Source organism: Mycolicibacterium litorale (assembly GCF_010731695.1).
GTDB lineage: Bacteria > Actinomycetota > Actinomycetes > Mycobacteriales > Mycobacteriaceae > Mycobacterium > Mycobacterium litorale.
This window is the reverse complement of sequence record NZ_AP022586.1, coordinates 4,333,517-4,353,418: the sequence shown is the minus strand read 5'-3', so window position 1 is coordinate 4,353,418 and position 19,902 is coordinate 4,333,517. Positions and strand designations below refer to the sequence as shown.

General features: G+C 70.9%; 21 protein-coding genes. 14 read left to right on the top strand and 7 right to left on the bottom strand.

The window, feature by feature from the left end; all coding sequences use genetic code 11:
• Positions 1–48: 48 nt before the first annotated feature.
• Entirely contained in the window at positions 49–639 is a 591-nt protein-coding gene (locus G6N30_RS20695; protein ID WP_134058715.1) for a TetR/AcrR family transcriptional regulator, read from the bottom strand.
• A gap of 58 nt (positions 640–697) precedes the next feature.
• On the opposite strand from G6N30_RS20695, the gene G6N30_RS20690 reads away from it, so the two are divergent.
• Genes G6N30_RS20690 through G6N30_RS20670 form a run of 5 tightly spaced genes read left to right on the top strand, consistent with a single transcriptional unit; the run spans position 698 to position 5,965 of the window.
• On the top strand, positions 698–1,705 hold the full coding sequence (locus G6N30_RS20690) for an NAD-dependent epimerase/dehydratase family protein (protein ID WP_134058712.1): 1,008 nt from the start codon (positions 698–700) through the stop codon (positions 1,703–1,705).
• Complete coding sequence (locus G6N30_RS20685) at positions 1,705–3,924, top strand: acyl-CoA dehydrogenase family protein (RefSeq protein ID WP_134058709.1); 2,220 nt, start codon at positions 1,705–1,707, stop codon at positions 3,922–3,924. Before G6N30_RS20690 ends, G6N30_RS20685 begins: the two co-directional genes overlap by 1 nt.
• 13 nt (positions 3,925–3,937) lie before the next feature.
• Positions 3,938–5,146, top strand: a complete 1,209-nt coding sequence (locus G6N30_RS20680; protein WP_134058706.1) for a thiolase family protein — start codon at positions 3,938–3,940, stop codon at positions 5,144–5,146.
• A gap of 4 nt (positions 5,147–5,150) precedes the next feature.
• Positions 5,151–5,567: a Zn-ribbon domain-containing OB-fold protein gene (locus G6N30_RS20675; protein WP_134058703.1), complete on the top strand. Its 417-nt coding sequence runs from the start codon at positions 5,151–5,153 to the stop codon at positions 5,565–5,567.
• Positions 5,564–5,965: a nuclear transport factor 2 family protein gene (locus tag G6N30_RS20670; RefSeq protein ID WP_134058700.1), complete on the top strand. Its 402-nt coding sequence runs from the start codon at positions 5,564–5,566 to the stop codon at positions 5,963–5,965. Before G6N30_RS20675 ends, G6N30_RS20670 begins: the two co-directional genes overlap by 4 nt.
• A 3-nt stretch (positions 5,966–5,968) precedes the next feature.
• Here G6N30_RS20670 and modA read toward each other — a convergent pair whose 3' ends face one another.
• Positions 5,969–6,706: a molybdate ABC transporter substrate-binding protein gene (gene modA, locus G6N30_RS20665; protein WP_407664761.1), complete on the bottom strand. Its 738-nt coding sequence runs from the start codon at positions 6,704–6,706 to the stop codon at positions 5,969–5,971.
• Positions 6,703–7,110, bottom strand: a complete 408-nt coding sequence (locus tag G6N30_RS20660; protein WP_134058697.1) for a TOBE domain-containing protein — start codon at positions 7,108–7,110, stop codon at positions 6,703–6,705. The genes modA and G6N30_RS20660 overlap by 4 nt, the downstream gene beginning before the upstream one ends.
• Positions 7,111–7,331: 221 nt before the next feature.
• On the opposite strand from G6N30_RS20660, the gene G6N30_RS20655 reads away from it, so the two are divergent.
• The 6 genes from G6N30_RS20655 to G6N30_RS20630 all read left to right on the top strand — a co-directional run bounded on the left by G6N30_RS20655 (position 7,332) and on the right by G6N30_RS20630 (position 15,215).
• Positions 7,332–9,389, top strand: coding sequence for a SaeA-related protein (locus G6N30_RS20655; protein ID WP_134058694.1), 2,058 nt, complete (start codon positions 7,332–7,334; stop codon positions 9,387–9,389).
• Positions 9,386–11,878, top strand: a complete 2,493-nt coding sequence (locus G6N30_RS20650) for a GAP1-N2 domain-containing protein (protein WP_134058690.1) — start codon at positions 9,386–9,388, stop codon at positions 11,876–11,878. The genes G6N30_RS20655 and G6N30_RS20650 overlap by 4 nt, the downstream gene beginning before the upstream one ends.
• A gap of 1 nt (position 11,879) precedes the next feature.
• Positions 11,880–13,037, top strand: coding sequence for a hypothetical protein (locus G6N30_RS20645; RefSeq protein WP_134058687.1), 1,158 nt, complete (start codon positions 11,880–11,882; stop codon positions 13,035–13,037).
• Positions 13,038–13,148: 111 nt separating this feature from the next.
• On the top strand, positions 13,149–14,183 hold the full coding sequence (locus tag G6N30_RS20640; RefSeq protein ID WP_234880287.1) for an FHA domain-containing protein: 1,035 nt from the start codon (positions 13,149–13,151) through the stop codon (positions 14,181–14,183).
• Between the two features lie 46 nt (positions 14,184–14,229).
• A complete protein-coding gene (locus G6N30_RS20635; RefSeq protein WP_134058682.1) occupies positions 14,230–14,739 on the top strand; it encodes a pyridoxamine 5'-phosphate oxidase family protein in 510 nt (169 codons plus the stop codon).
• Positions 14,736–15,215: a nitroreductase family deazaflavin-dependent oxidoreductase gene (locus G6N30_RS20630; RefSeq protein WP_134058679.1), complete on the top strand. Its 480-nt coding sequence runs from the start codon at positions 14,736–14,738 to the stop codon at positions 15,213–15,215. The genes G6N30_RS20635 and G6N30_RS20630 overlap by 4 nt, the downstream gene beginning before the upstream one ends.
• On the opposite strand, the gene G6N30_RS20625 is transcribed toward G6N30_RS20630, so the two are convergent.
• Genes G6N30_RS20625 through G6N30_RS20615 form a run of 3 tightly spaced genes read right to left on the bottom strand, consistent with a single transcriptional unit; the run spans position 15,193 to position 16,849 of the window.
• Positions 15,193–16,023: a thioesterase family protein gene (locus G6N30_RS20625; RefSeq protein WP_134058676.1), complete on the bottom strand. Its 831-nt coding sequence runs from the start codon at positions 16,021–16,023 to the stop codon at positions 15,193–15,195. The two genes, G6N30_RS20630 and G6N30_RS20625, sit on opposite strands and share 23 nt — an antisense overlap.
• Before the next feature lie 16 nt (positions 16,024–16,039).
• The gene (locus tag G6N30_RS20620) at positions 16,040–16,345 is read right to left on the bottom strand and encodes a GNAT family N-acetyltransferase (RefSeq protein WP_134058674.1); all 306 of its coding nucleotides are present in this window, start codon (positions 16,343–16,345) and stop codon (positions 16,040–16,042) included.
• A gap of 33 nt (positions 16,346–16,378) precedes the next feature.
• Positions 16,379–16,849, bottom strand: a complete 471-nt coding sequence (locus tag G6N30_RS20615) for an EVE domain-containing protein (protein WP_134058672.1) — start codon at positions 16,847–16,849, stop codon at positions 16,379–16,381.
• Between the two features lie 113 nt (positions 16,850–16,962).
• Between G6N30_RS20615 and G6N30_RS20610 the strand changes: the two genes are divergently transcribed.
• The gene (locus G6N30_RS20610) at positions 16,963–17,241 is read left to right on the top strand and encodes a DivIVA domain-containing protein (protein ID WP_134058669.1); all 279 of its coding nucleotides are present in this window, start codon (positions 16,963–16,965) and stop codon (positions 17,239–17,241) included.
• Positions 17,242–17,417: 176 nt separating this feature from the next.
• On the opposite strand, the gene G6N30_RS20605 is transcribed toward G6N30_RS20610, so the two are convergent.
• Positions 17,418–17,711 carry a WhiB family transcriptional regulator gene (locus G6N30_RS20605; protein ID WP_134058666.1) on the bottom strand — a complete coding sequence of 98 codons (294 nt, stop codon included), beginning with the start codon at positions 17,709–17,711 and terminating at the stop codon, positions 17,418–17,420.
• A gap of 358 nt (positions 17,712–18,069) precedes the next feature.
• Here G6N30_RS20605 and G6N30_RS20600 point away from each other — a divergent pair, with 358 nt between their 5' ends.
• A complete protein-coding gene (locus tag G6N30_RS20600) occupies positions 18,070–18,810 on the top strand; it encodes a helix-turn-helix domain-containing protein (protein WP_134058663.1) in 741 nt (246 codons plus the stop codon).
• A 133-nt stretch (positions 18,811–18,943) separates the two neighbouring features.
• Positions 18,944–19,879 (top strand): hypothetical protein, encoded by a 936-nt coding sequence (locus tag G6N30_RS20595; RefSeq protein ID WP_134058660.1) that lies wholly within the window; start codon positions 18,944–18,946, stop codon positions 19,877–19,879.
• Positions 19,880–19,902: the final 23 nt, after the last annotated feature.

Below are 19,902 nucleotides of genomic sequence, written 5' to 3'. Positions count from 1 at the left end.
CACGTAAGACAGCGAGCAGGGGCCGGGTCGGCAACGACCCGGCCCCTTCTAGCTGACCAGGCTCTCGACGATCAACCGGGCGGTCCGCTGCGCCCGCGTTCGTGAATACGAGCGGCCTTCCCGCTGGATCGCGTACACGACTCCCCCGACGATCGCCTCGGCCGCCGACTCCGCCCGCGATTCGTCCACCGCCGCCGCGAGCAGCCGGTCACGCACCGAAAAGTGCAGCGGATCACCGAAACCCGCCCGCAGGCGCGCCGCGGTGTCCTCGTGCTCCATCGACGCGACGGTGAGAATCCGCAACATCGCGTTGCCCCGGGCGCTGGTCAGCGTCGCCGCCAACTTCCCGACCCACGAGACCACGTCGTCCACGAGATCGCCGGTGTCCCGCACGGGAACCAGAATCTCGTGGGCGTCTTCGAGCAGCACGTCGGCGACGAGCACCGGCCGGCTCGGCCACCACCGGTAGATCGTCTGCTTCCCCACCCCCGCGCGGGCCGCGACCGCCTCGATGCTCAGCCCGTCGAACCCTCGCTCGAGCAGCAGGTCGCGCGTCGCGGCGATGATCGCCACCCGGGACTTCTCGCTGCGCCGCCTCGGCGCGGCGGTGTCCTGGGCGGGCGTTGCGGGCGGGGTCATCGCCCCGTAGTCTGCCACAAACGAGACGGACCGTCTCGTCTCGGACATCGGGAGATCCGTGGGAAAGAAGCTCGTCATCGGGGCCAGCGGATTCCTGGGCTCGCACGTCACGCGCCGCCTGGTGGAGCGCGGCGACGACGTCCGCGTGCTGATCCGGCACACCAGCTCGACCCGGGGGATCGACGACCTGCCCGTCGAACGGCACTACGGCGACATCTTCGACGACGAGGCCGTCCGCGCCGCGGTCGACGGATGCGACGTCGTGTACTACTGCGTCGTCGACGCGCGCGCCTGGCTGCGCGACGCGACGCCGTTGTGGCGCACCAATGTCGAAGGGCTGCAGCGCGTCCTCGGCGCCGTCGCCGACGCGGATCTCTACCGGTTCGTGTTCACCAGCTCCATCGCCACGATCGGGATCGCCGAGCACGGCCTGGCCACCGAGGAGCTCGCCAACAACTGGCTCGACCAGGCGGGAGAGTACATCCGGACCCGGGTCGCCGCGGAGAACCTCGTACTGCGGTACCACCGCGAGCGTGCACTGCCCGCGGTCGCGATGTGCGTGTCCAATACGTACGGCCCCGGCGACTATCTGCCGACCCCACACGGCGGGCTCGTCGCCGCCGCCGTGCGCGGGAAGTTGCCGTTCTACATCGACGGGGCCCAGGCCGAGGTGGTCGGTGTCCGCGATGCCGCGGACGCCCTGATCCTGGCGAGTGAACGTGGCCGGCCGGGGGAGCGCTACATCGTCTCGGAACGCTTGATGACCGCCCGTGAGATCTATCAGACCGCCTGTGCGGCAGTTGATGTCGCACCTCCGCGGCGCGGTGTGCCCATTCGCGCCCTGGCCGCCGCGGCGGTGCCGAGCGAATGGCTCGCGCGCGTGCGCCGCCGCGACACCCGGCTGACCCCCCTGACCATCCGGCTCATGCACATCATGTCGCCGATGGACCATTCGAAGGCCGAACGCGAACTGGGCTGGCAGCCGGCGCCGACCACCGAAGCGCTGGCCGAGGCCGCCGAGTTCTTCGTCGGCACCCGCCGCCGACCCGCCGGGGACCGCCGCTGATGCCGATCGCCCTCACCCCTGAACAGACGGCGCTCTCCGAAGCCGTCCGCGAGTTCGGCGCCCGTCACGCGCCGATCGACAAGACCAGGCAGGCGTTCGACGACCTCGCCGCAGGCACCGCGCCGCACTGGTGGGACGAGTTGGTGGCCAACGGCTTTCACGCCGTGCACCTGCCAGAGCGAGTCGGCGGCCAGGGCGGCGATCTGGTGGACACCGCCTGCGTCATCGAAGTGGCCGCCGAGGTGCTGCTGCCGGGGCCGCTGTTGTCCACGGTGAGCGCGGGCGCCGTCGCGCTGCTCGCCGACACCACGCCGGTGGGGGAGTCGCTTCTCGGCGGCCTGGCCGCGGGCGCCCCCGCGGCCGTCGTGCTTCCTGACGACGCTGCGCTGCAGGCGGTCACCGTTGACGGTGGGTGGCTGGTCAGCGGCGTCTCGCCGGTGGCGCTGGGCGTCTGCGCGGCGCGGCTCGTCATCACCGCCGCACACACCGAGGACGGCGAACTGCTGTGGTTCGTCGCCGACGCGGACGGCCTGGCGACCGAACCCGAGCGCGGCACCGATCTGACCACCGACGTCGGCCGGGTGCGGTTCGACGGGCACCACGTGACCGCCGAGCGGCGGCTCTGCGGCATCGACACCGACCGGGCTCGCGGCGCGGTCGCGGCGCTGACCGCGTGCGCGGCGGCGGGCACTATCCGGTGGTGCATGGGCGCGGTCACCGAACACCTGCGCACGCGCGAACAGTTCGGCAAGCCGATCGGCACCTTCCAGGCGCTGCAGCACCGCGCCGCCGACCTGCTGATCAGCAGCGAACTCGCCACGGCCGCCGCATGGGACGCCGTGAGATCCGTCGACGAGCCCGCCGAACAGCACGCCATCGCCGCCGCCACCGGCGTGCTGATGGCGGCCGTGCCCGCACCCGACCTCGTGCTCGACACCCTGACGATGTTCGGGGCGATCGGCTTCACCTGGGAGCACGACCTGCATCTCTACTGGCGGCGCGCCACCGCGCTGGCCGCCTCGCTGGGCCCGGGCACCCGGTGGAAACGACGGCTCGGCGAGCTCACCCGCACCACCGCCAGGGACATGACCGTCCGGCTCGGGGACGCCGACCCCGACTTCCGCACAAAGATCCGCGAAATCCTCGACCGCGCAGTGACATTGCCCAACGGTGGACCCCGCCACCAGGGTGACTACGAGCAGTTCGCGACCGGCGAGCAGCGGACCGCGCTCGCCGCCGCCGGCCTGCTCGCGCCCCACTGGCCTGCGCCCTGGGGACTCGACGCCACGCCGCTGCAGCAGCTGATCATCGACGAGGAGTTCGCTGCCCGTCCCGAGCTGGTGCGGCCGTCGCTCGGCATCTCCGAGTGGATCCTGCCGTCCCTGATCAGCGCAGCGCATCCCGACGTCCGCGACCGCCTCATCCCACCGACCCTGCGCGGCGAACTGGCGTGGTGCCAGCTGTTCAGTGAACCGTCGGCCGGATCGGATCTCGCCGCGCTGACGACACGCGCGGTCAAGGTCGACGGCGGATGGAGGATCAACGGCCACAAGATCTGGACCTCCTCGGCCCAGCGCGCGGACTACGGCGCCCTGCTGGCCCGCACCGATCCGGACGCCCGCAAACACCGCGGCATCGGCTACTTCGTCGTCGACATGCGCGCCGACGGCGTCGACGTGCAACCGATCCGGCAGGCCAGCGGCGACGCCGAGTTCAACGAGGTCTTCCTCACCGACGTGTTCGTGCCCGACGAGATGCTGCTCGGTGAGCCGACCGCGGGGTGGAGCCTGGCCATCGCCACGATGGCCCAGGAGCGGGTGGCGATCGGGAACTACGTCCACAACGACCGGGCCGGGGCGCTGCGCGCGTTGGCCGGCACCGGAGGACCCGACCAGGACGCGGCGCTGCGGGCGCTCGGCGAGATCGACGCCTACTCGGGGGCGATCAAGGCGCTCGGTGTGCGCGAGACCCTGCGCCTGCTCGACGGGCAGCAGGCCGGACCGGCGTCGAGCATCGCGAAGGTCGCCACCGCCGCGATGCTGCGCCGAACGTTCGCGGCCACCCTCGAACTGACCGGTCCCGCAGCGCTTCTGGAGGACACTGAGCCGCCGGTGGTGCAGCCGTACCTGCGCCTGCCGGCCGAGCTGGTCGGTGGCGGCACCCGAGAGATCCAGCTCAACATCATCGCTCAGATGGTGCTCGGGCTACCCCGTGGATGACAGGGAGAGACGTATGGGACTGCGCGGTGAGGCCGCCATCGTCGGCTATGTGGAGCTGCCCCCGGAACGGTTGAACAAGGCCGGGCCGGCGCCGTTCCTGCTCGAGCAGTGGGCGGAACTCAGCGCGGCCGCACTGGCCGATGCGGGTCTGCCGGCAGAGTCGGTGAACGGCATCGTCACGTCGCACATCGGGGAATCGGAGATCTTCGTCCCGTCCACGGTGACCGAGTATCTCGGCGTCGACGCGAACTTCGCCGAGATGCTCGACCTGGGCGGCGCGAGTGCGGTCGGAATGGTCTGGCGGGCGGCCGCCGCGATCGAGCTGGGGCTGTGCGATGTGGTGCTGTGCGCACTTCCGGCGCGCTACCTCACCCCGACGTCGGAGAAGAAGCCGGCGCCGCTGGTCGACGCGATGTTCTTCGGGTCGTCGAGCAACCAGTTCGGTTCGCCGCAGGCCGAATTCGAGATCCCGTACGGCAACCTCGGCCAGAACGGACCCTACGGTCAGGTCGCGCAGCGATATGCCGCTGTCTACGGCTACGACGAACGGGCGATGGCCAAGATCGTCGTCGACCAGCGGGTCAACGCCAACCACACCGACGGCGCGATCTGGAAGGACAAACCGCTCACCGTCGACGACGTCCTCGCCAGCCCGGTGATCGCCGACCCGCTGCACATGCTGGAGATCGTGATGCCGTGTGTCGGTGGGGCCGCGGTGGTGGTGGCCGGGGCGGACATCGCCAAGCGGGCACGGCGACGGCCGGTGTGGGTCAAGGGCTTCGGCGAACACGTGCCGTTCAAGACCCCCACCTATGCCCGCGATCTGCTGCAGACGCCGATCACCAAGGCCGCCGACCTCGCCTTCGCGATGTCCGGGCTGGACCGCGCCGACGTGGACATGGTGTCGATCTACGACTGCTACACGATCACCGTGTTGCTCAGCCTCGAAGACGCCGGCTTCTGCGAGAAGGGCAAGGGGATGGCCTTCGTCAGCGACCACGACCTGACCTTCCGCGGCGACTTCCCGCTCAACACCGCCGGGGGACAACTCGGCTTCGGCCAAGCCGGCCTCGCAGGCGGGATGCACCACGTGTGCGACGCCGCCCGCCAGATCATGGGCCGCGCCGGCGCCGCGCAAGTGGCCGACTGCAACCGCGCGTTCGTCTCCGGCAACGGCGGCATCTTGAGCGAACAGACCACGCTCGTCCTGGAAGGCGACTGACCCGATGACCACCTTCGAGCGGCCGATGCCCGTCAAGACCCCGACGACCGCCCCCTTCTGGGATGCGTTGGCGGAACACACGATCCGTATCCAGTACTCGCCGTCCTCGGATGCGTACGTGTTCTACCCGCGGGTGCGCGCACCCCGGACGCTGGCCGACGACCTCGAATGGCGGGAGATCTCCGGGCTGGGCACGCTGTACTCGTACACCGTGGCGCGCAGACCCGTCGGCCCGCACTTCGCCGACGGCGTGCCGCTGCTGACGGCGATCGTCGAATGGGACGAGGGTCCGCGGTTCTCCACCGAGCTGGTCAATGTGGCTCCGGAGGACATCCGGGTCGGGATGCGGGTGCGCCCGGTGTTCTTCGACTACCCCGAACACGAGGTGACGATGCTGCGCTACGAACCGGACGTCCCGTGAGCGACCGCGAGGACATCACCGGCACGCTGACCCGGTATGCGACGGGCATCGACCGCCGGGACTGGCGGCTGTTCCGCACCGTGTTCACCGACGACTGCGAACTGGACTACGGCGACATCGGCACGTGGCACGACGCGCAGTCCGTCACCGACTTCATGGAACAGGCCCACGCCATGGCCGGCCACACCCTGCACCGGTTGACGAACTTCGCGATCGACGTCGACGGTGACCACGCCAGCGCCCGTACGTACGTCGACGCGCTGATCTTCGCACCGGACAACAACACCGGGGTGAACGCGGTCGGTTTCTACGACGACGAGCTCGTCCGCACCGGTGCCGGCTGGCGGATCGCGCGGCGCCGGTTCACCTCGGTCCGGGTCAGCACCGTCGGCACATGACGCTCACGGCGGGCCGAAACCCGCCGCGCGCAGGACATCCTGACCGGCGGCGCCCGTCACCGTCTTGATGAAAGCCTCTGCCAACGAAGGCTTCTCGGACTGCTCGAGCGCCGCGATCGGATAGGTGTTCACCGCGCTCGCGGCCTCCGGGACGTCGACCGCGGACACCCTGCCGTCCCCACCGAGAACGTCGGTCACGTACACCATCCCGGCGTCGGCCTGGCCGCTGATCACCTTGTTGAGCACATCGGTGACCGACGTCTCCTCGCTCACCGGACGCAGTTCGACGCCCGCCGCCCGTTCGGCGGCCCTACTCGCCGCACCACACGGCACCTGCGCCGCACACAGGACCACCGTGACTCCCGGTCGAGCCAGATCTGCCAGCGAGCCGATGCCTTTGGGGTTGCCCGGTGCGACGGCGACGGTGAGCCGGTTCGTCGCGAACGGCACCGCGGCGCCCTCGAGCAGCCCGGCCGCCGCCGCCCGGTCCATGTTGCGGGTGTCGGCGGCCGCGAACACGTCGGCAGGTGCCCCCTGCGTCAATTGCGTGAGGAGATCGGACGACCCGGCGAACGAGAACTCCACGTCGACGCCGGGATGGTCGGCTTCGAAGCGCTCACCGATCTCGGTGAACGCGGTTTTCAGCGACGCCGCGGCGAACACCGTCAATTCGTCGGCGGACTCACGGGTGCAGGCGGTGAGCGCCGCAACGAGCAGCAGGACGCTCAGCAGCCGCGTCAGGATTGCCCACCCGGTGTCTCGACGATCACCGTGGTGGCCTTGACGACGGCCACCGCGATACTGCCCGGACGCAGGTCGAGGTCCCGCACCGCGTCCGTGCTCATCAGCGACACGACCGTGAACGGCCCGCACTGCATCTCGACCTGCGACATGACGGTGTCGCTGACGACGTTCGTCACCAGCCCGGCGAAGCGGTTACGGGCCGAGCTGGCGATACCGAGCGGATCCTTCGGGGCGGCCGCGGCGTGCGTTCGCGCAAACGCCGCCAGTTCGGCGCCGTCGACGACCTTGCGGCCGGAGGCATCGGCCGTCGCGGCGAGGGTGCCGTCGTCGATCCACCGCCGGACGGTGTCGTCGCTGACGCCCAGCAGCTCGGCGGCTTGGCGCACCCGGATCGTCGGCACGTCGTGAGTCTAACAACCGCAGGCGCGGAGATATGGAGCTGCTGGTTCCGAATATGCGGAAGTCAGTGCCCAACGCCTCCAGCGCACGCATTGTCTTCGACGGTATCGGTGGATAATTTGCTGCTCTTGATGGTGGAATCTGACGCGATGCACATGTGCGGGGGTGACGGCACGCCGGGCGGGCGTGCGGCGCGCCGGCGTGCCCGGATGGTGTCGCCGCGATGACCGAACAACCGCACGCCGACGACGATCCACGCCTCGGCGCGCTGCTGGAATGGCGCCAACGGCTCATCGACTCCGGTGCCGTATCCGCGCGCAGCTTCAAGGAGGCGCACCTGCGGCTGGTGCTGCGCTCGGGCCGCACCGACGTCGAGCAGATCCGCGCCATGCTGCCCGGATCGGTGTCCGAACACGCCGACGACATGGCGCGCGTCCTGGCCGAATTGCCCGCCCCGCCCGGCCCCGCGGCCGACGAGGAGGTCACCTCCGCCAACAACGCGGCCGGCCGGCACCGTGACGACGCGCCGATCGACGACGACGCGCCACCCGCACAGACAGCACCGCCACCGCTGAGCGAACCGCTCCCCGAGACAGCTTCCGCCGCAGAGGAATTCGCGCCGTACGTGGCGGACGGGTCGGCCAGCCCGTCGCACAGCGTCACGCTGCACCGGCGCCGCGACACCGGAGCCCTCGAACTGCGCTGGCCGCCGGTCGACACCCAGGACCCGGTCGTCGTCTACCGCGTGGTCAGCGGTGAGGACGCCCCGCCTCGGTCGCCCGAGACGGGGGACCCGCTCACGGTGACGACCACGACGTCGGCCACCGACCACCGGCCCCCGGTCGCCGCGGTGCGCTACTTCCAGGTCTGGGCGAATGCCGGTGCCTCGCGCGCCGAGGCGCTCGCCGCCCAACCCGTCCTCCACGCCGCCGGGGTGCTGATCAGCCGCATCGCCGACTTCACGGTGCGCGAGGATTCCGGCCGGGTCATCGGCCGCTACACCGTGCCGCCCGGCGTGGGTGCGGTCTACGTGTACCGGATCCCCGCCGGCGAGGCGCACCACGACGGCCCGCAGTACCGGATCCTCACCGGGCAGGACAATCTCGGCGGTTTCGTCGACATCGACGTCGAACGCGGCCACCGCTACGTCTACCGCGTGCGGTGCGCCGCGCCCGTCGGCGGCGTGCTGCGGCTGTCCGAGGCCGCGCAGGCCGACCTCGACGTGTCGGCGGTACTCGCCCCGGTCACCGATCTGACGATCACCGGAAGCACCGCCGACGCCACCGTGCTCGACCTGGCGTGGACCACACCGCCCGGCGGACGTGTCGCGATCTACCGCACCCCCACCGGCCCCACGGCCGGCGCCGAAGCCGACGAACTGCCCGAGGACGCCCTCGACCAGGTGGGGCTGGCGCCGGAACTCCGTCTGGCGCAACCGGTCACCGAAGAGCGCGACGACGACGGGCGGATCCGCACCGCGATGCCCGGCGTCGCGTGGCCGGACCAGTGGAGCCGGGCCTACTTCACCCCCGTCACCCTCATCGGTGGCCGCGCGATGCTGGGCAAGACGTTCTCCACGGTGCGCACCGGCGTCATCCGCGACATCGAACTCGCCGAGTACTGCAACAAGCAGGTGCTCACCTTCGACTGGCCCGACGGTGCGGCGGCCGTCGTCGTCTACCTCGCACCCCGCGGTCACGATCCGCGTAACGGCCTGAGCGGGCATACCTACGAGATCACCCTCGAGGAGTACGAGAAGTACGGCGGCCTGCAGTTGGTGGGACAGCTTCCCGTACACGGCTGTTCGCTGCACCTGGCGCCGATCGCGTTCACCGGCGGCCGACGCGTCATGGGCGCCATCGCCAGCATCGAGTACCAGGGTCTGCTGCGGTTGCAGTACGCGGTGCGGGTGGGCCGCGACGCCGACGGGCGGCCGTTCACCGCCACGCTCGCGGTGCGCTCCGAATACGATCTGCCCGGCTCACCGGCGTTCGTACTGGTCAACAACCCGCACCGGATCCCGTTGAGCGTGCACGACGGGGACCTGGTCGACGTGGCGCCACTCAACGAACACGGCCAGCTCGCCGCCCCGCCCGCCAAGGAGCTGCGGTGGTCGCAGCTCACGACGACCGGGGGCAGCGAACTGTGGGCGGCCAACGTTCGTGACCGACAGGGCTGGATCCGGCTGTTCGTCAGCACACCGTCGCCGGCGAGCCTGCGGCTGATCGCGCTGCTCGACCCGCCGGTGGAGCATCTGCGGCTGACCCCGGCGGCGCCATGACCGGCCGCTACGGACAACTCACCTACACCTCGTTCGACACCGCCGAACACACCGGCGGCTGGCAGGTCAAGGAGACCTCCGCCGACCTGTCGCCCGACGAAGTGCAGGCCCTGACGTCCGGGGTACGCACGGTGTTCCGACCGGCGCAGCCACTGCCCGCCTACCCGACGCCCGAACAACTCGAACGCGGCCCGCGCCGGCTGGCCTACGGCCGCCTCGACCGGCACCGCGCCGGATACTGGCACACCGTGCCCGCCGGCTCCGACAGCACCGGCAGGCCCGGGAACGTTTTCGCCCACGCGCTTTTGGACCGGGCCGCCGGTGAGCGGTCGCACCGCCCCATCGAATGGTGGCGCTCGACCGGATGGCTGTGTCCGTACGGTCCGCACGCGGTGGCCGAGGCGGCCCTGCCCGGTGAGCCGCCGGCGCCGGGCGCGGCGGTGACCAAGGACAGCGTCGTTCGGTTCGCGCTCGATCCCGCCGCCTGGCGGTTGGCGACGCTGTTCGGGCTGCTCGACGCCGTCGCCGCCGCGATGGACGGCGGACCGCCGGTGGTGCTCGGCGTGGAATCCGCCGACTCCGCCGCGCAGTGGATCGGGCTGGTGAGCTTCCTCATGTCGGCGGGAACCGCTGCGCAGCTGAACTTCTCGACGTTCGACCGGGCCGACCAACTGACCCTGGCCCGGCAGAGCAGGCAGCACGTGACCGCGGTGCCCCTCGACGACCTCGAGCACCTGCCCGACGACGTCGTCGCGATCAGCGAGCACGCCACCCTGTCGCTCGGCGAACTCGACCGCGAGCCCCACCGCACCGCCGAAGGCCAGACCATCGCGGTCACCCCGTGGTCGGCGATGGCGCAGGTGGTGCTGCTCGACGCGGAGTCGGCGCGCTCGGTGCTCGACGACATCGACCACTACGCCGGGCAGGTGGCCGACACCGGCCTGCACCCGGCGTGGCCGCTGGCGATGTCGGTCGCGCACCGCGAGGCGTACGCCGACGCGCTCACCGAGGCGCATGCGGTGATCGCCGCGCACTCCCCGCGGGCCACCGGCGACTCCGTGGTCACCCGCACCATCGCCGACGTGATGCGAGATGCGTTGGGCGCCAGCACCGCCGACGCGTGGCGGGCGGTGCAGGACGCCCCCGACGGCCCGGCGGCCGATCTGGCCACCGTGACCTACCTGTCACGCGCCGTCGCGGACCGCGAGTGGCTGAGCCGGCCAGGCCCGCTACCCGCCCGTGAGCGCCGGATCGAGCGGCATTCGGCCCCGCGAGAACTGCGCGACGCCATCGAGCCCGCGCTGGGCGCGGCGCGCGCCGACGGTCCGTACCGGGTGGCGCGCCTGGCGGATCTGTTGCTGCGCTGCGGCGTCGAGGACGACCGGGTGCTCGACGCGCTACATGCCGACGTGGTCCCCAAGCTCGCCGATTCCCAGGCCGCACCCACCCTGCTCGCCGAACTGCGCGAGAACATCGGCACGCCAACCCGATTGGCGCTGGCCGCGGCGCTGCTGCGCGACGGCGGTGAGTCGCCCGCGGTCGCAGGAGACGTCCTCGACTGGCTGGCGGAGGGCCTGACGGCGCCGCCGCCACAGGAGCTGTGGCGCGCCGACGCGTGGGATTCGGTCTGGACTCGGGCGGCGCTGCGCGGGGTGCGCACAGTGCAGCGCGGTGCCAGTGACCCGGCGGACCGCTGGGCCAGCCTGTGGTGGCTGCGGGTCAGCGGCTCGGCGCGCTTCGACGAGGTCGCTGGGAACTCGGTATGGCACCCCGACGAACTGCTCGCCGCCGTGGGGGAGTCGGCCCTGCCGGGGGCGGTCACCCTACGCACCCTGGTCGGGGCGCCGTCGTCCGCGGCGTTGGAACGGCTGGCGCAGGCGGTGTTGCGCACCAACAACGACGACGTCGCGGTGGCCTGCGCGGCACTGCGGATCTTCGACCCGAGAACCTGGGTCGAACAGGGGTACGCCGCCAGCCACCAGGACGCCTACGCCGCACTGTGGCAGCAGGCGGTCGACACGGTTGGGCCCAGCGGTGTCCACCACGACTTCGCGGTACGGCTCGCCACCTTCGGCGCGGTCGCCGCCACGGCCGGCCGGCCCTACCCGTCGGCGAGCGCGCTGCTGACCGCCGATGCACAGGTCAGCGCTGACGCGTTCGGTCAGCTGGCCGCGCTACTCGACAACCATGTCCTCAACCCGATGTCGGTGCTCGCGGTCGCCGCGCTGCGCTTCGGCCACAACGGTGACGAACTACCGGTGGCCGTCGACGGCATCGAGGACCTCATCTGGCAGGCCGCGAGACACATCCTCACCACCCGCCGCGCGGAGACCGTCGACGTCGGCATGATCGCCGCCACCATGGCGCAGCTGCTGGGAGAACCCGGTGACGGCGCCGTGCGCCGGCACCGCAAGACCGTGCTGAAGCTGCTGGCCCGCCGACCGGAGGCGCAACCCGCGCCGACGGCCCGAACCCGCTGGAGCCGTTGACGTGACGAAATGCCCGCGGTGCTTCTCGGTGCTGGACCCCAACCAGCATCTGTGGACGCTGCCGCCGCAGGCCGGCGGCACCCGATACCGCGACGATCTCGCCTCGGCCTATCTCGGGGCGCCCGCCGATTCGGGGGCGCTCTACACGTGGGCCCGTCCGCCCGGCTACACCGGCCCGCCGCCCCCGCTGTCTGAGGCGAGCCAGGCGCTGCAGGGTCCGGCCGTCGAGATCTGCCCGGTCTGCCACTACATGCTGCCCGACGACTGGCGCAGCGGCCACGCCGTCTGCATCGCGATGGCCGGCGCCCGCGCCACCGGGAAGAGCCTCTACATCGGCGTGCTGGTCAAACAACTCGAGCTGCTGTGTGAAAGCCTCGGGGTCTCGATGCAGCCGGCCACCCGCGCGACCGCGGTCGCATACTCGATGAACTACGAGACACCGCTCTACGTCCAGCGCGGCCTGGTGCCGCCGACCCCGACGGTGCAGACGCAGGCGTCGCACCAACGCGAACCGCTGATCTACGGGATCGGCGTGTGGCATGGGGTGCGGCGCTACCTCGTCCTGCGCGACGTCGCGGGCGAGGATCTGGAGAGCGGTGATCTCCACACCGCGCCGTTCCGGTTCTTCGCCAACGCCGACGCGGTGTTCTTCATGTTCGACCCGTTGCGCATCAAGGGAATTCGCGACCAGCTCCACGACCTGCTCCCGGCACAGGCGTTCAGCGGCGGCGATCCGCGCGCGGTGCTGAACAACGTGCTGCACGCGATCGGCCCCGCGCAACCGAAGCTCGCCGTCATCGTGTCGAAGTTCGACGCGCTGCGCGTCCTGCGCGACGTCGAGGGTTCCGAGTGGAGCCTGATCATGTCCAATGCCGGCGCGGGGTATCTGCGGGACTCGTCCGATGCCCAGCAGTACGACGACACCGACGGGCAACTGTTGCACGAGGAGGTGCGTAGCCTGCTCACGCGGTTGCACGGCGGGGCCATCGTCGCGGCGGTGGAGAACCCGTCCACCGGTCTGCGGCTGCCGCACCGGTACTTCGCCGTCTCCGCGCTCGGCGCGCCGCCCAGCGGTAACCGCCTGCATTCGCGCGGGATCGCGCCGTTCCGGACCGTCGACCCGGTGCGATGGGTGACCGCCCCCTACGGCGTTCTCTGACACCGGCGTCGATAACGGCGCGGCACCGGCCGCACCACATGCGGGTTGTATGCGCGACCCATTGGTTAGCATCGCAGGGCGAAGTGATCGCGGGGGAGGACGGTGGTGCCGGTGGCTGGCGAAGCCGTTCCCGCCCTGCGGATCCGGTGCGGTGAGATCCCCTACACCGTCCGCCGCGGCGACGCCCCGATCCTGATCGGCCGCGAACTGCCCGCGCAGATCCGGCTCGACGACCCGCGGATCTCCCGCACCCACGCCCGCATCGACGTCGACGGTGACCACTGGGTGATGACCGACGCCGGCAGCACCAACGGCATGTACGTCGACGGGCGACGCGTCGATTCGGTGGCGATCCGCGACGCCGCGACGGTGCGGTTGGGTCACGCCGAGGGCATCGCGGTGATCCTGCGGGTGGAGGACACCACTGTCGGCACGGCGACGGCCGTGGACATCGACGTCGGGGTCGCGCGCGCCGGTGCGGCTGTCGCGGATCGCCGCGAGGAACTCGGCCACCCGCGGCGCCGGCTGGAGGCCGACGGGGTGATCGCCCAGCAGGCGCTGGCCGACTTCGAGGTCGGCCGGGTGTGGCCGTCCGGTGAGGTGCGGGCGCGCCTCGAGCAGTTCCTGAACTGGCCGCCGGGCACCATCGCCGCGGTGCGCGCCGGGCACCAGGTGCCCGAGGACGAGAGCACCGAGATCCTGTCCGACACCGTGCAGGTCGCGGTCATGGTCGACGCCGCCGACATCGCGCTCGGCAACGTGAAGAACCGCATGAAAAAGGCTCCGCCACAGGATGATCCGGCCTACGAGGACTATGTCGCGGGACTGCTGTTCGACCTGCGGGGTCTGGAGACCATGGCACGCAACGCGGGTCGGACGACACGGCGGCCGGACGTCGCCGTCGTCCTCGGCGACATCCGCCGCACCTACAACGACGTGATGGCGCGGGCCGCGCAGGCGCCCGGCGCACCGCTGAGCCGGCGGCTCTACGCCGCGCGGCACGCCGCGGAGCTGACCGTCGAGGAGACCGCGGGCGCCGCCGGAGTGAGCGTCGAGGCGGTCGCCGACGCCGAAGCGGGGCACTTCGTCGGCGCCGCCGACACGACGGCGCTGGAGACGCTGGTGCGCCGGCTCGCCACCCGCTGACGGGGCTTCCATGACGGCGGCGGGCGCGGCCTGATAGGCATAGAGCGTGGGCAAGAACGAACGGACGAAGATCGTGATGTCCGACGCCGAGATCGCCGAATTCATCGACCGCAGCCGGACCGCGACGCTGGCCACCGTGCTGCCCAGCGGGCGGCCGCATCTGGTCGCGATGTGGTACGGGGTGCTCGACGGGGAGATCTGGTTCGAGACCAAGGCCAAATCGCAGAAGGCGGTCAACCTGCGGCGCGACCCGACGTTGACGGTGATGATCGAGGACGGCCTGACGTACAACACCCTGCGCGGCGTCTCCATCGACGGCCACGCGGAGATCGTGGACTCGGATCCGGATCTGCTACTGCGCGTGGGGATCAGCGTGTGGGAGCGCTACACCGGACCCTACAGCGACGGCATGAAACCGTTCGTCGACCAGATGATGCACAACCGGATCGCGGTGCGCCTCGTGCCGGAGCGGGTGCGCAGCTGGGACCACCGGAAGCTGGGGATGCCCGACATGCCGTTGAGCGGCAGCACCGCCCAGTACCTGGGGGAGCAGTGACGACGCCGCCGCGCCCCAAGCAGCTGGACTCCCCGCTGCTGCCGAAGATCTTCAAATACGTGGGCAAGGCGCACGTCTGGGTGTACCGGCGCACCGGCGGCCGGATCGGCGGAAAGTGGCGCGTCGGCGCCGGGTTCCGCAAGCCGGTGCCGACCATGCTGCTCGAGCACCGCGGCCGCAAGTCCGGCAAGGTGTTCGTCACGCCGCTGCTGTATCTGCGTGACGGCGCCGACGTGGTGATCGTCGCGTCGCAGGGCGGGCGGCCGGAGCACCCGCAGTGGTACCGCAACATCGTCGCCAACCCGGACGTCTTCATCGAGATCGGGGCCGAACGCCGGGCGGTGCGCGCCGTCGTCGCCGACGCCGAACAGCGCGCCCGGCTCTGGCCGAAGCTGGTCGAGCTCTATGCGGATTTCGACACCTACCAGAGCTGGACCGACCGGCAGATCCCCGTCATCCTCCTGCAGCCCCGCTGAGCGCCGGGGAGAAACCGGGGTTGGCCAGCGCGGTGACCGTCGCGCTGCCGATCGGACCGCGACGGTCGAACACCGTGCCCACCCCCGTGGAGATGCCGTCATGGCTCTGATGGGTGAGCGCCGCCATCCCGAGGTGCGGTCCGTCGGGCAACCGGCTCAGTGACAACGTGTAGTCGGCGTTGATGAACGGCAGGCCGGCGGTCCCGAAGTTGGTCAGCGAGCTGGCGTAGTCGCCGATGATCGCGGCGCGAACGAACGGGGTCAGCTCGACACCGTCGACCAGGGGCGTGATCTCCCGCACCCACACCGATTTGGGTCCGGACTGTTGCCATCCGCTCAGATCGGCGGTCGGTGTCGACGGGTCGTCGCCGCCGAACACCCATAGCACCGTGGTGCGGCCATCGGTCTCGGCCGGATCCGCCGGCAACGGCGGCATCTCGGCCGCACCGGGCCAGGCGTCGTCCGGCGGTTGCGGACCGCGGCGCAGGAACAGTGCCCTCGCCCGCGCGACGACGGTGCCGGCCTGCAGGAGTTCCGCGTCGACGAGGCACAGCCGCCGGCCGCGTCGCACCACGGTCGAGCGGGTGGCTATCGGCGCCATCCCGACAGGACGCGACAGGTCGACGGTCAGGCGCGCCGGATGCAGCTCGGGGTCAGCGCTGGTGTCGCATCCGAGGACGTGGCCGAGGAGGCCGCCGACGTACGTACCGCTCACCGTCTCACCCCAGGGGCCGCGGGCGATGGTGGTCGGAACGAAGGTGTCGCCGTCGGGAAGAAAGAAGGCAGGCGCGGAGGGGCTCGTGGTCACCGCGCCGACCCTAATGTCACCCCTCGGCGGGGTCGACGATGTCGGCGTACTCGTCGTGCTTCTTGACGTAGTTGGCGACCAGCGCGCACACCGGCACGATCCGCTTACCCGCGGAGCGGGTCTGCTCCAGCGCTTCCCCGACGAGGATGGTGGCCAGGCCGCGCCCTTCGAACTCTCCGTCGACCTCGGTGTGGGTGAACACCCGCTGCCCGTCGCGGTCGGTGAACGCGGCGAAGCCGACCGTCTGCCCTTCCACCCCGATGGTGAAGCGGTCCGCCTCTGCGGTGACGGTGGTGGGCGCGCCGGTCTTGTCCGTGGTCACGTGGTCTCCTCGTTCGATCGGTGACATTGTCCGTCAGTGGTGTACCCCGTCGGGCGCAGCGCTGACCGCCGGGGCGGCCACCGGTTGCCGCGGGTGCGTCATCGCGGTGCGGATGATCTCGAAGTCGTGGTCGTCGATGGAGAAGACCCCGAAGCGGAACCGGTATCCCCACCGCTGTTTGTTCTCCACGAAGTCCAGACTGTCGATCAGCGGGCGGATCGGCGTCTCCACACACTCGAGGAAGTCGACGTTGCGCCGCCACGTCTGCACCCCTGGGGACACCTCGACGGGGTACGGCTCGTCATCGGCCACCTGACCGATGGCCGTGAACGCCTGCAACGTCTCGCCGTCGGGATGGCTGACGCGGGGTGAGTAGAAGATGATCCAGTCGCCCCGGGCCATCCGGCGCAGGGCGTGCGGTTTGCCGTGGTTGGCCTGCGTGAAGCGGCCGCGGACACCGCGTTCGACGTGGTCGCGGCTGACCGTGTTGATCCAGTTCGTCATGCCCGCACGCTAAGCGGGGGACCCGACAGATCGCGGCGCCCGCCGCCGGCCCTGTGGACAGACGCTGCGCTGGGGAGGAGCGGAGGGGATCCGGCCGGATACCATCGCAGTCGATGAGCGAGCCGTCGGGCGGATTGACCGCCGAAGCCGTCCGCAGCGCCACCTTCTCCAAGCCGCCGTGGGGAAAGCGCGGCTATGACCCGAAGTCGGTGAACGATTTCCTGGCGCTCACCGCGCGCCGACTCGAGGGCCGCGGCCACCTGTGCGCCGACGACGTGCGCGCGATCCGGTTCCCCAAGCCGCCGATCGGCCGGCGGGGTTATCACGACGCCGAGGTCGACGACTACATGCGGGCGGTGGCTGCGGCGATCGCCGCGCTCGACGCTGAGTGAGAAGTTTGGGGACGGTGCCGCCTGCGCCTCTCGGCGAGTGGTCGCTCGAAGCGACTGTTCTGTGGTGGGGCCCGGGGCATGCCCGGCACCGTCGCATCGTGTAACCACCACCCCCACTGCGATATTCCGCTGCGGCCGCCGCGGACCCCCCGGACGCGGCGTGACGCCGACGAGGGTCAGGCGGACTCGGGGAAGACCCGGCGGATCGCGCGGACGGGGTAGCCGTTGCGCTCGGCCAGCGAACGCAGCTGTTTGAGCGCGAACGTGCGACCGCGGCCGGATTCCGGGATGACGATGCCCGCCCAGAGGCCCTCCGCGCGGGGCAGTTCGACCGCGTCCCGGGCGCACATCCACCGCCGCGGGCACCCGCGGCAGATGGCCTTGGCCTCTTCGTCGGCCGTCGTGGTCCACCGCTCCGGATCGCGGGTGCAGGCGCCGACCGGGATCTCCAGATAGGTCACGTTGCTCATGGGTTACTCCTTTGGACGAGCCGTGCGGGCCAGCGCCTCGCATTACGGGGAAATCTATAGCAACAACCGTAGCGATGCAACGGTTTCTTGTTACGAGGACGGTGTGTGCTACGCCATCGCACCCGTTATCGCCGAGGAACCGCTTCGCGAGCTGGGAAAACGGCAAAACCGTAGCGTCAAACCGCAACGGTTCGCCTCGGCGGAACTGAAGCATCTCGACACGTGGGGTGCCCGCAAAGGTGTAGCTTTGATACGGATTCAGCGTCAGAACACCCACCCAAGTCATAGCGGCAGCGTCTCCCGCGGTTACTATTGCGGCACCGAGCCGCCGTCGAGCCAGCGAGGATGTACGCCGTCCATGACCCACGCCGAGCCGATCGACGAGGCGACCGGCGTCCTCGACCCCGGGATTGCGCGCGCGGGTGCCGCGGCGGCCGCGCGGCGCCGGGAGCTCGATATCAGTCAGCGCAGCCTGGCCGCCGAGGGCATCATCAACGCTGGGGCGCTGATCGCCTTCGAGAAGGGCCGCAGCTGGCCGCGGGAACGCACACGGGCAAAGCTCGAAGAGGTACTGCAGTGGCCGCCGGGCACCATTGCGAAGTTGCGCCGAGGAGAGTCGGTCAACACCGGCGTGAGGACTCAGGCCTCGATACCGGTCACCCTCGGCGACGAGGCGCCGCTGATCGCCCAGACCGTCGTGACCGCAGTGCGGACCGTGGGCGCGACCGCAGAGACCCTGCCCGCGGTCGACCACCCCGACTTCACCCCACGGGTCACCGCGATCCTGTCCGACCTGCGGCAGCTCGAGGCCGTCGCGGCTCGTGCGGCCCGGATCAGCAAGGTCACGCCGGCGGTCATCAAAGCGCTCAGCGCCGTCCGCCGGCGCATCGACGAACTCACGATGCTCGCCGCCACCGCACCGCAGGCCACGCTGGGCCAGCGGCTCTACGCGGCCCGGCGGGCGGCCAACCTGACGATCAGCGAGACAGCGCAGGCCGCAGGCGTCTCCGACGACGACATCGCCGGTGCGGAGGCCGAACAGCCCGTCACACCCGCGGCGGCAGCCGCGATCGAGGCGCTGATCGGCGAGCTGGATTGATGCGGCCGTCCACCGGCTCAGCTACTGGGCAGCCACACCGTGGCGCGCGGCCCACTACGCTTCCATGGGTACGTTTCCCAGTTCACCCGAGTGGGGGTCGTGAAGTGAAGACGAGGTACGTGGAGGTCCGGACATGACATGGCCGCCCCCGCCCCCTTCGTCCGACCCGTGGGCCACCGGTCCCGCGCCCGACGCGGACGACCGCGACGGCGCTGCGTCGGCCACCGAGCCCGCGCCCGCGCAGGCGCCCGAGCCGCTGTGGGAGCCGCTGGCCGATCCCGTCGCGGACAATCCCGAGCCGCTCGCCGAACCGATCGACCAGCCGATCGAGCAACCGATCGACCAGCCCGTAGTCGACCACCACGAACCTGCGCCGGTCGCCGGGCACGCCGCCGAACCCGAGTACGCCCCAACGCCTGCCCCGGAGCCGGACGGATGGTCTCCCGCCTACACCGCGCCGCCGCCGGTCGTCCCGCGCCCGCAGATGGCCCCGCCTCCGGAGAAGAAGCCGGTCTGGCTGATCGCCGCCGCGGTGGCGGCCGTCGTCGTCGTCGGTGTCGTGGCGTGGTTGCTCATACCGTCCGGTGACGACGGCGACACGGCCACCGGCCCGACGACGCCCACGCCCACCCGCACGGCCGACCCACGAGCCGAGGCCGAGCTGCGCACCCTGCTCCCGCGGGGCTACGCCGCTGACGCGTGCGAGATGCAGACCCCACCCGCGGGTGCGCTGGCCATGGCGTCCTGCGGTCCGAACTCGGACCCCGGCGGCCCGCCGTCGGCGACCTACACGATCACCGCCGACGACACCGCGCTGGACACCGCGTTCAACGATGTCGTCGAGGCTTCGGCGATCGTCACCTGCCCCGGCAACATCCAGTCGCCCGGTCCGTGGCGGCGCAACGCCACACCGCAGAAGGTCAGCGGTGTCCTGTTCTGCGGTCTGCAGGCCGACCGGCCCGTGGTCGCGTGGACCAACACCGATGCCGCACTGGTGGCGGTCGTGGAGTCCGGCCCGCAGGGGCCCGGCCTCGACCAGCTCTACACCTGGTGGACCCAGCACTCCTGATCGACGACACCCACTGACAACGG

Bases quoted from the DNA above. Each gene is read 5' to 3' on its own strand.
- G6N30_RS20695 (WP_134058715.1), bottom strand. From the start codon at position 639: ATGACCCCGCCCGCAACGCCCGCCCAGGACACCGCCGCGCCGAGGCGG.
- G6N30_RS20685 (WP_134058709.1), top strand. From the start codon at position 1,705: ATGCCGATCGCCCTCACCCCTGAACAGACGGCGCTCTCCGAAGCCGTC.
- G6N30_RS20680 (WP_134058706.1), top strand. From the start codon at position 3,938: ATGGGACTGCGCGGTGAGGCCGCCATCGTCGGCTATGTGGAGCTGCCC.
- G6N30_RS20675 (WP_134058703.1), top strand. From the start codon at position 5,151: ATGACCACCTTCGAGCGGCCGATGCCCGTCAAGACCCCGACGACCGCC.
- G6N30_RS20655 (WP_134058694.1), top strand. From the start codon at position 7,332: ATGACCGAACAACCGCACGCCGACGACGATCCACGCCTCGGCGCGCTG.
- G6N30_RS20650 (WP_134058690.1), top strand. From the start codon at position 9,386: ATGACCGGCCGCTACGGACAACTCACCTACACCTCGTTCGACACCGCC.
- G6N30_RS20615 (WP_134058672.1), bottom strand. From the start codon at position 16,849: ATGACGAACTGGATCAACACGGTCAGCCGCGACCACGTCGAACGCGGT.
- G6N30_RS20610 (WP_134058669.1), top strand. From the start codon at position 16,963: ATGAGCGAGCCGTCGGGCGGATTGACCGCCGAAGCCGTCCGCAGCGCC.
- G6N30_RS20605 (WP_134058666.1), bottom strand. From the start codon at position 17,711: ATGAGCAACGTGACCTATCTGGAGATCCCGGTCGGCGCCTGCACCCGC.
- G6N30_RS20600 (WP_134058663.1), top strand. From the start codon at position 18,070: ATGACCCACGCCGAGCCGATCGACGAGGCGACCGGCGTCCTCGACCCC.
- G6N30_RS20595 (WP_134058660.1), top strand. From the start codon at position 18,944: ATGACATGGCCGCCCCCGCCCCCTTCGTCCGACCCGTGGGCCACCGGT.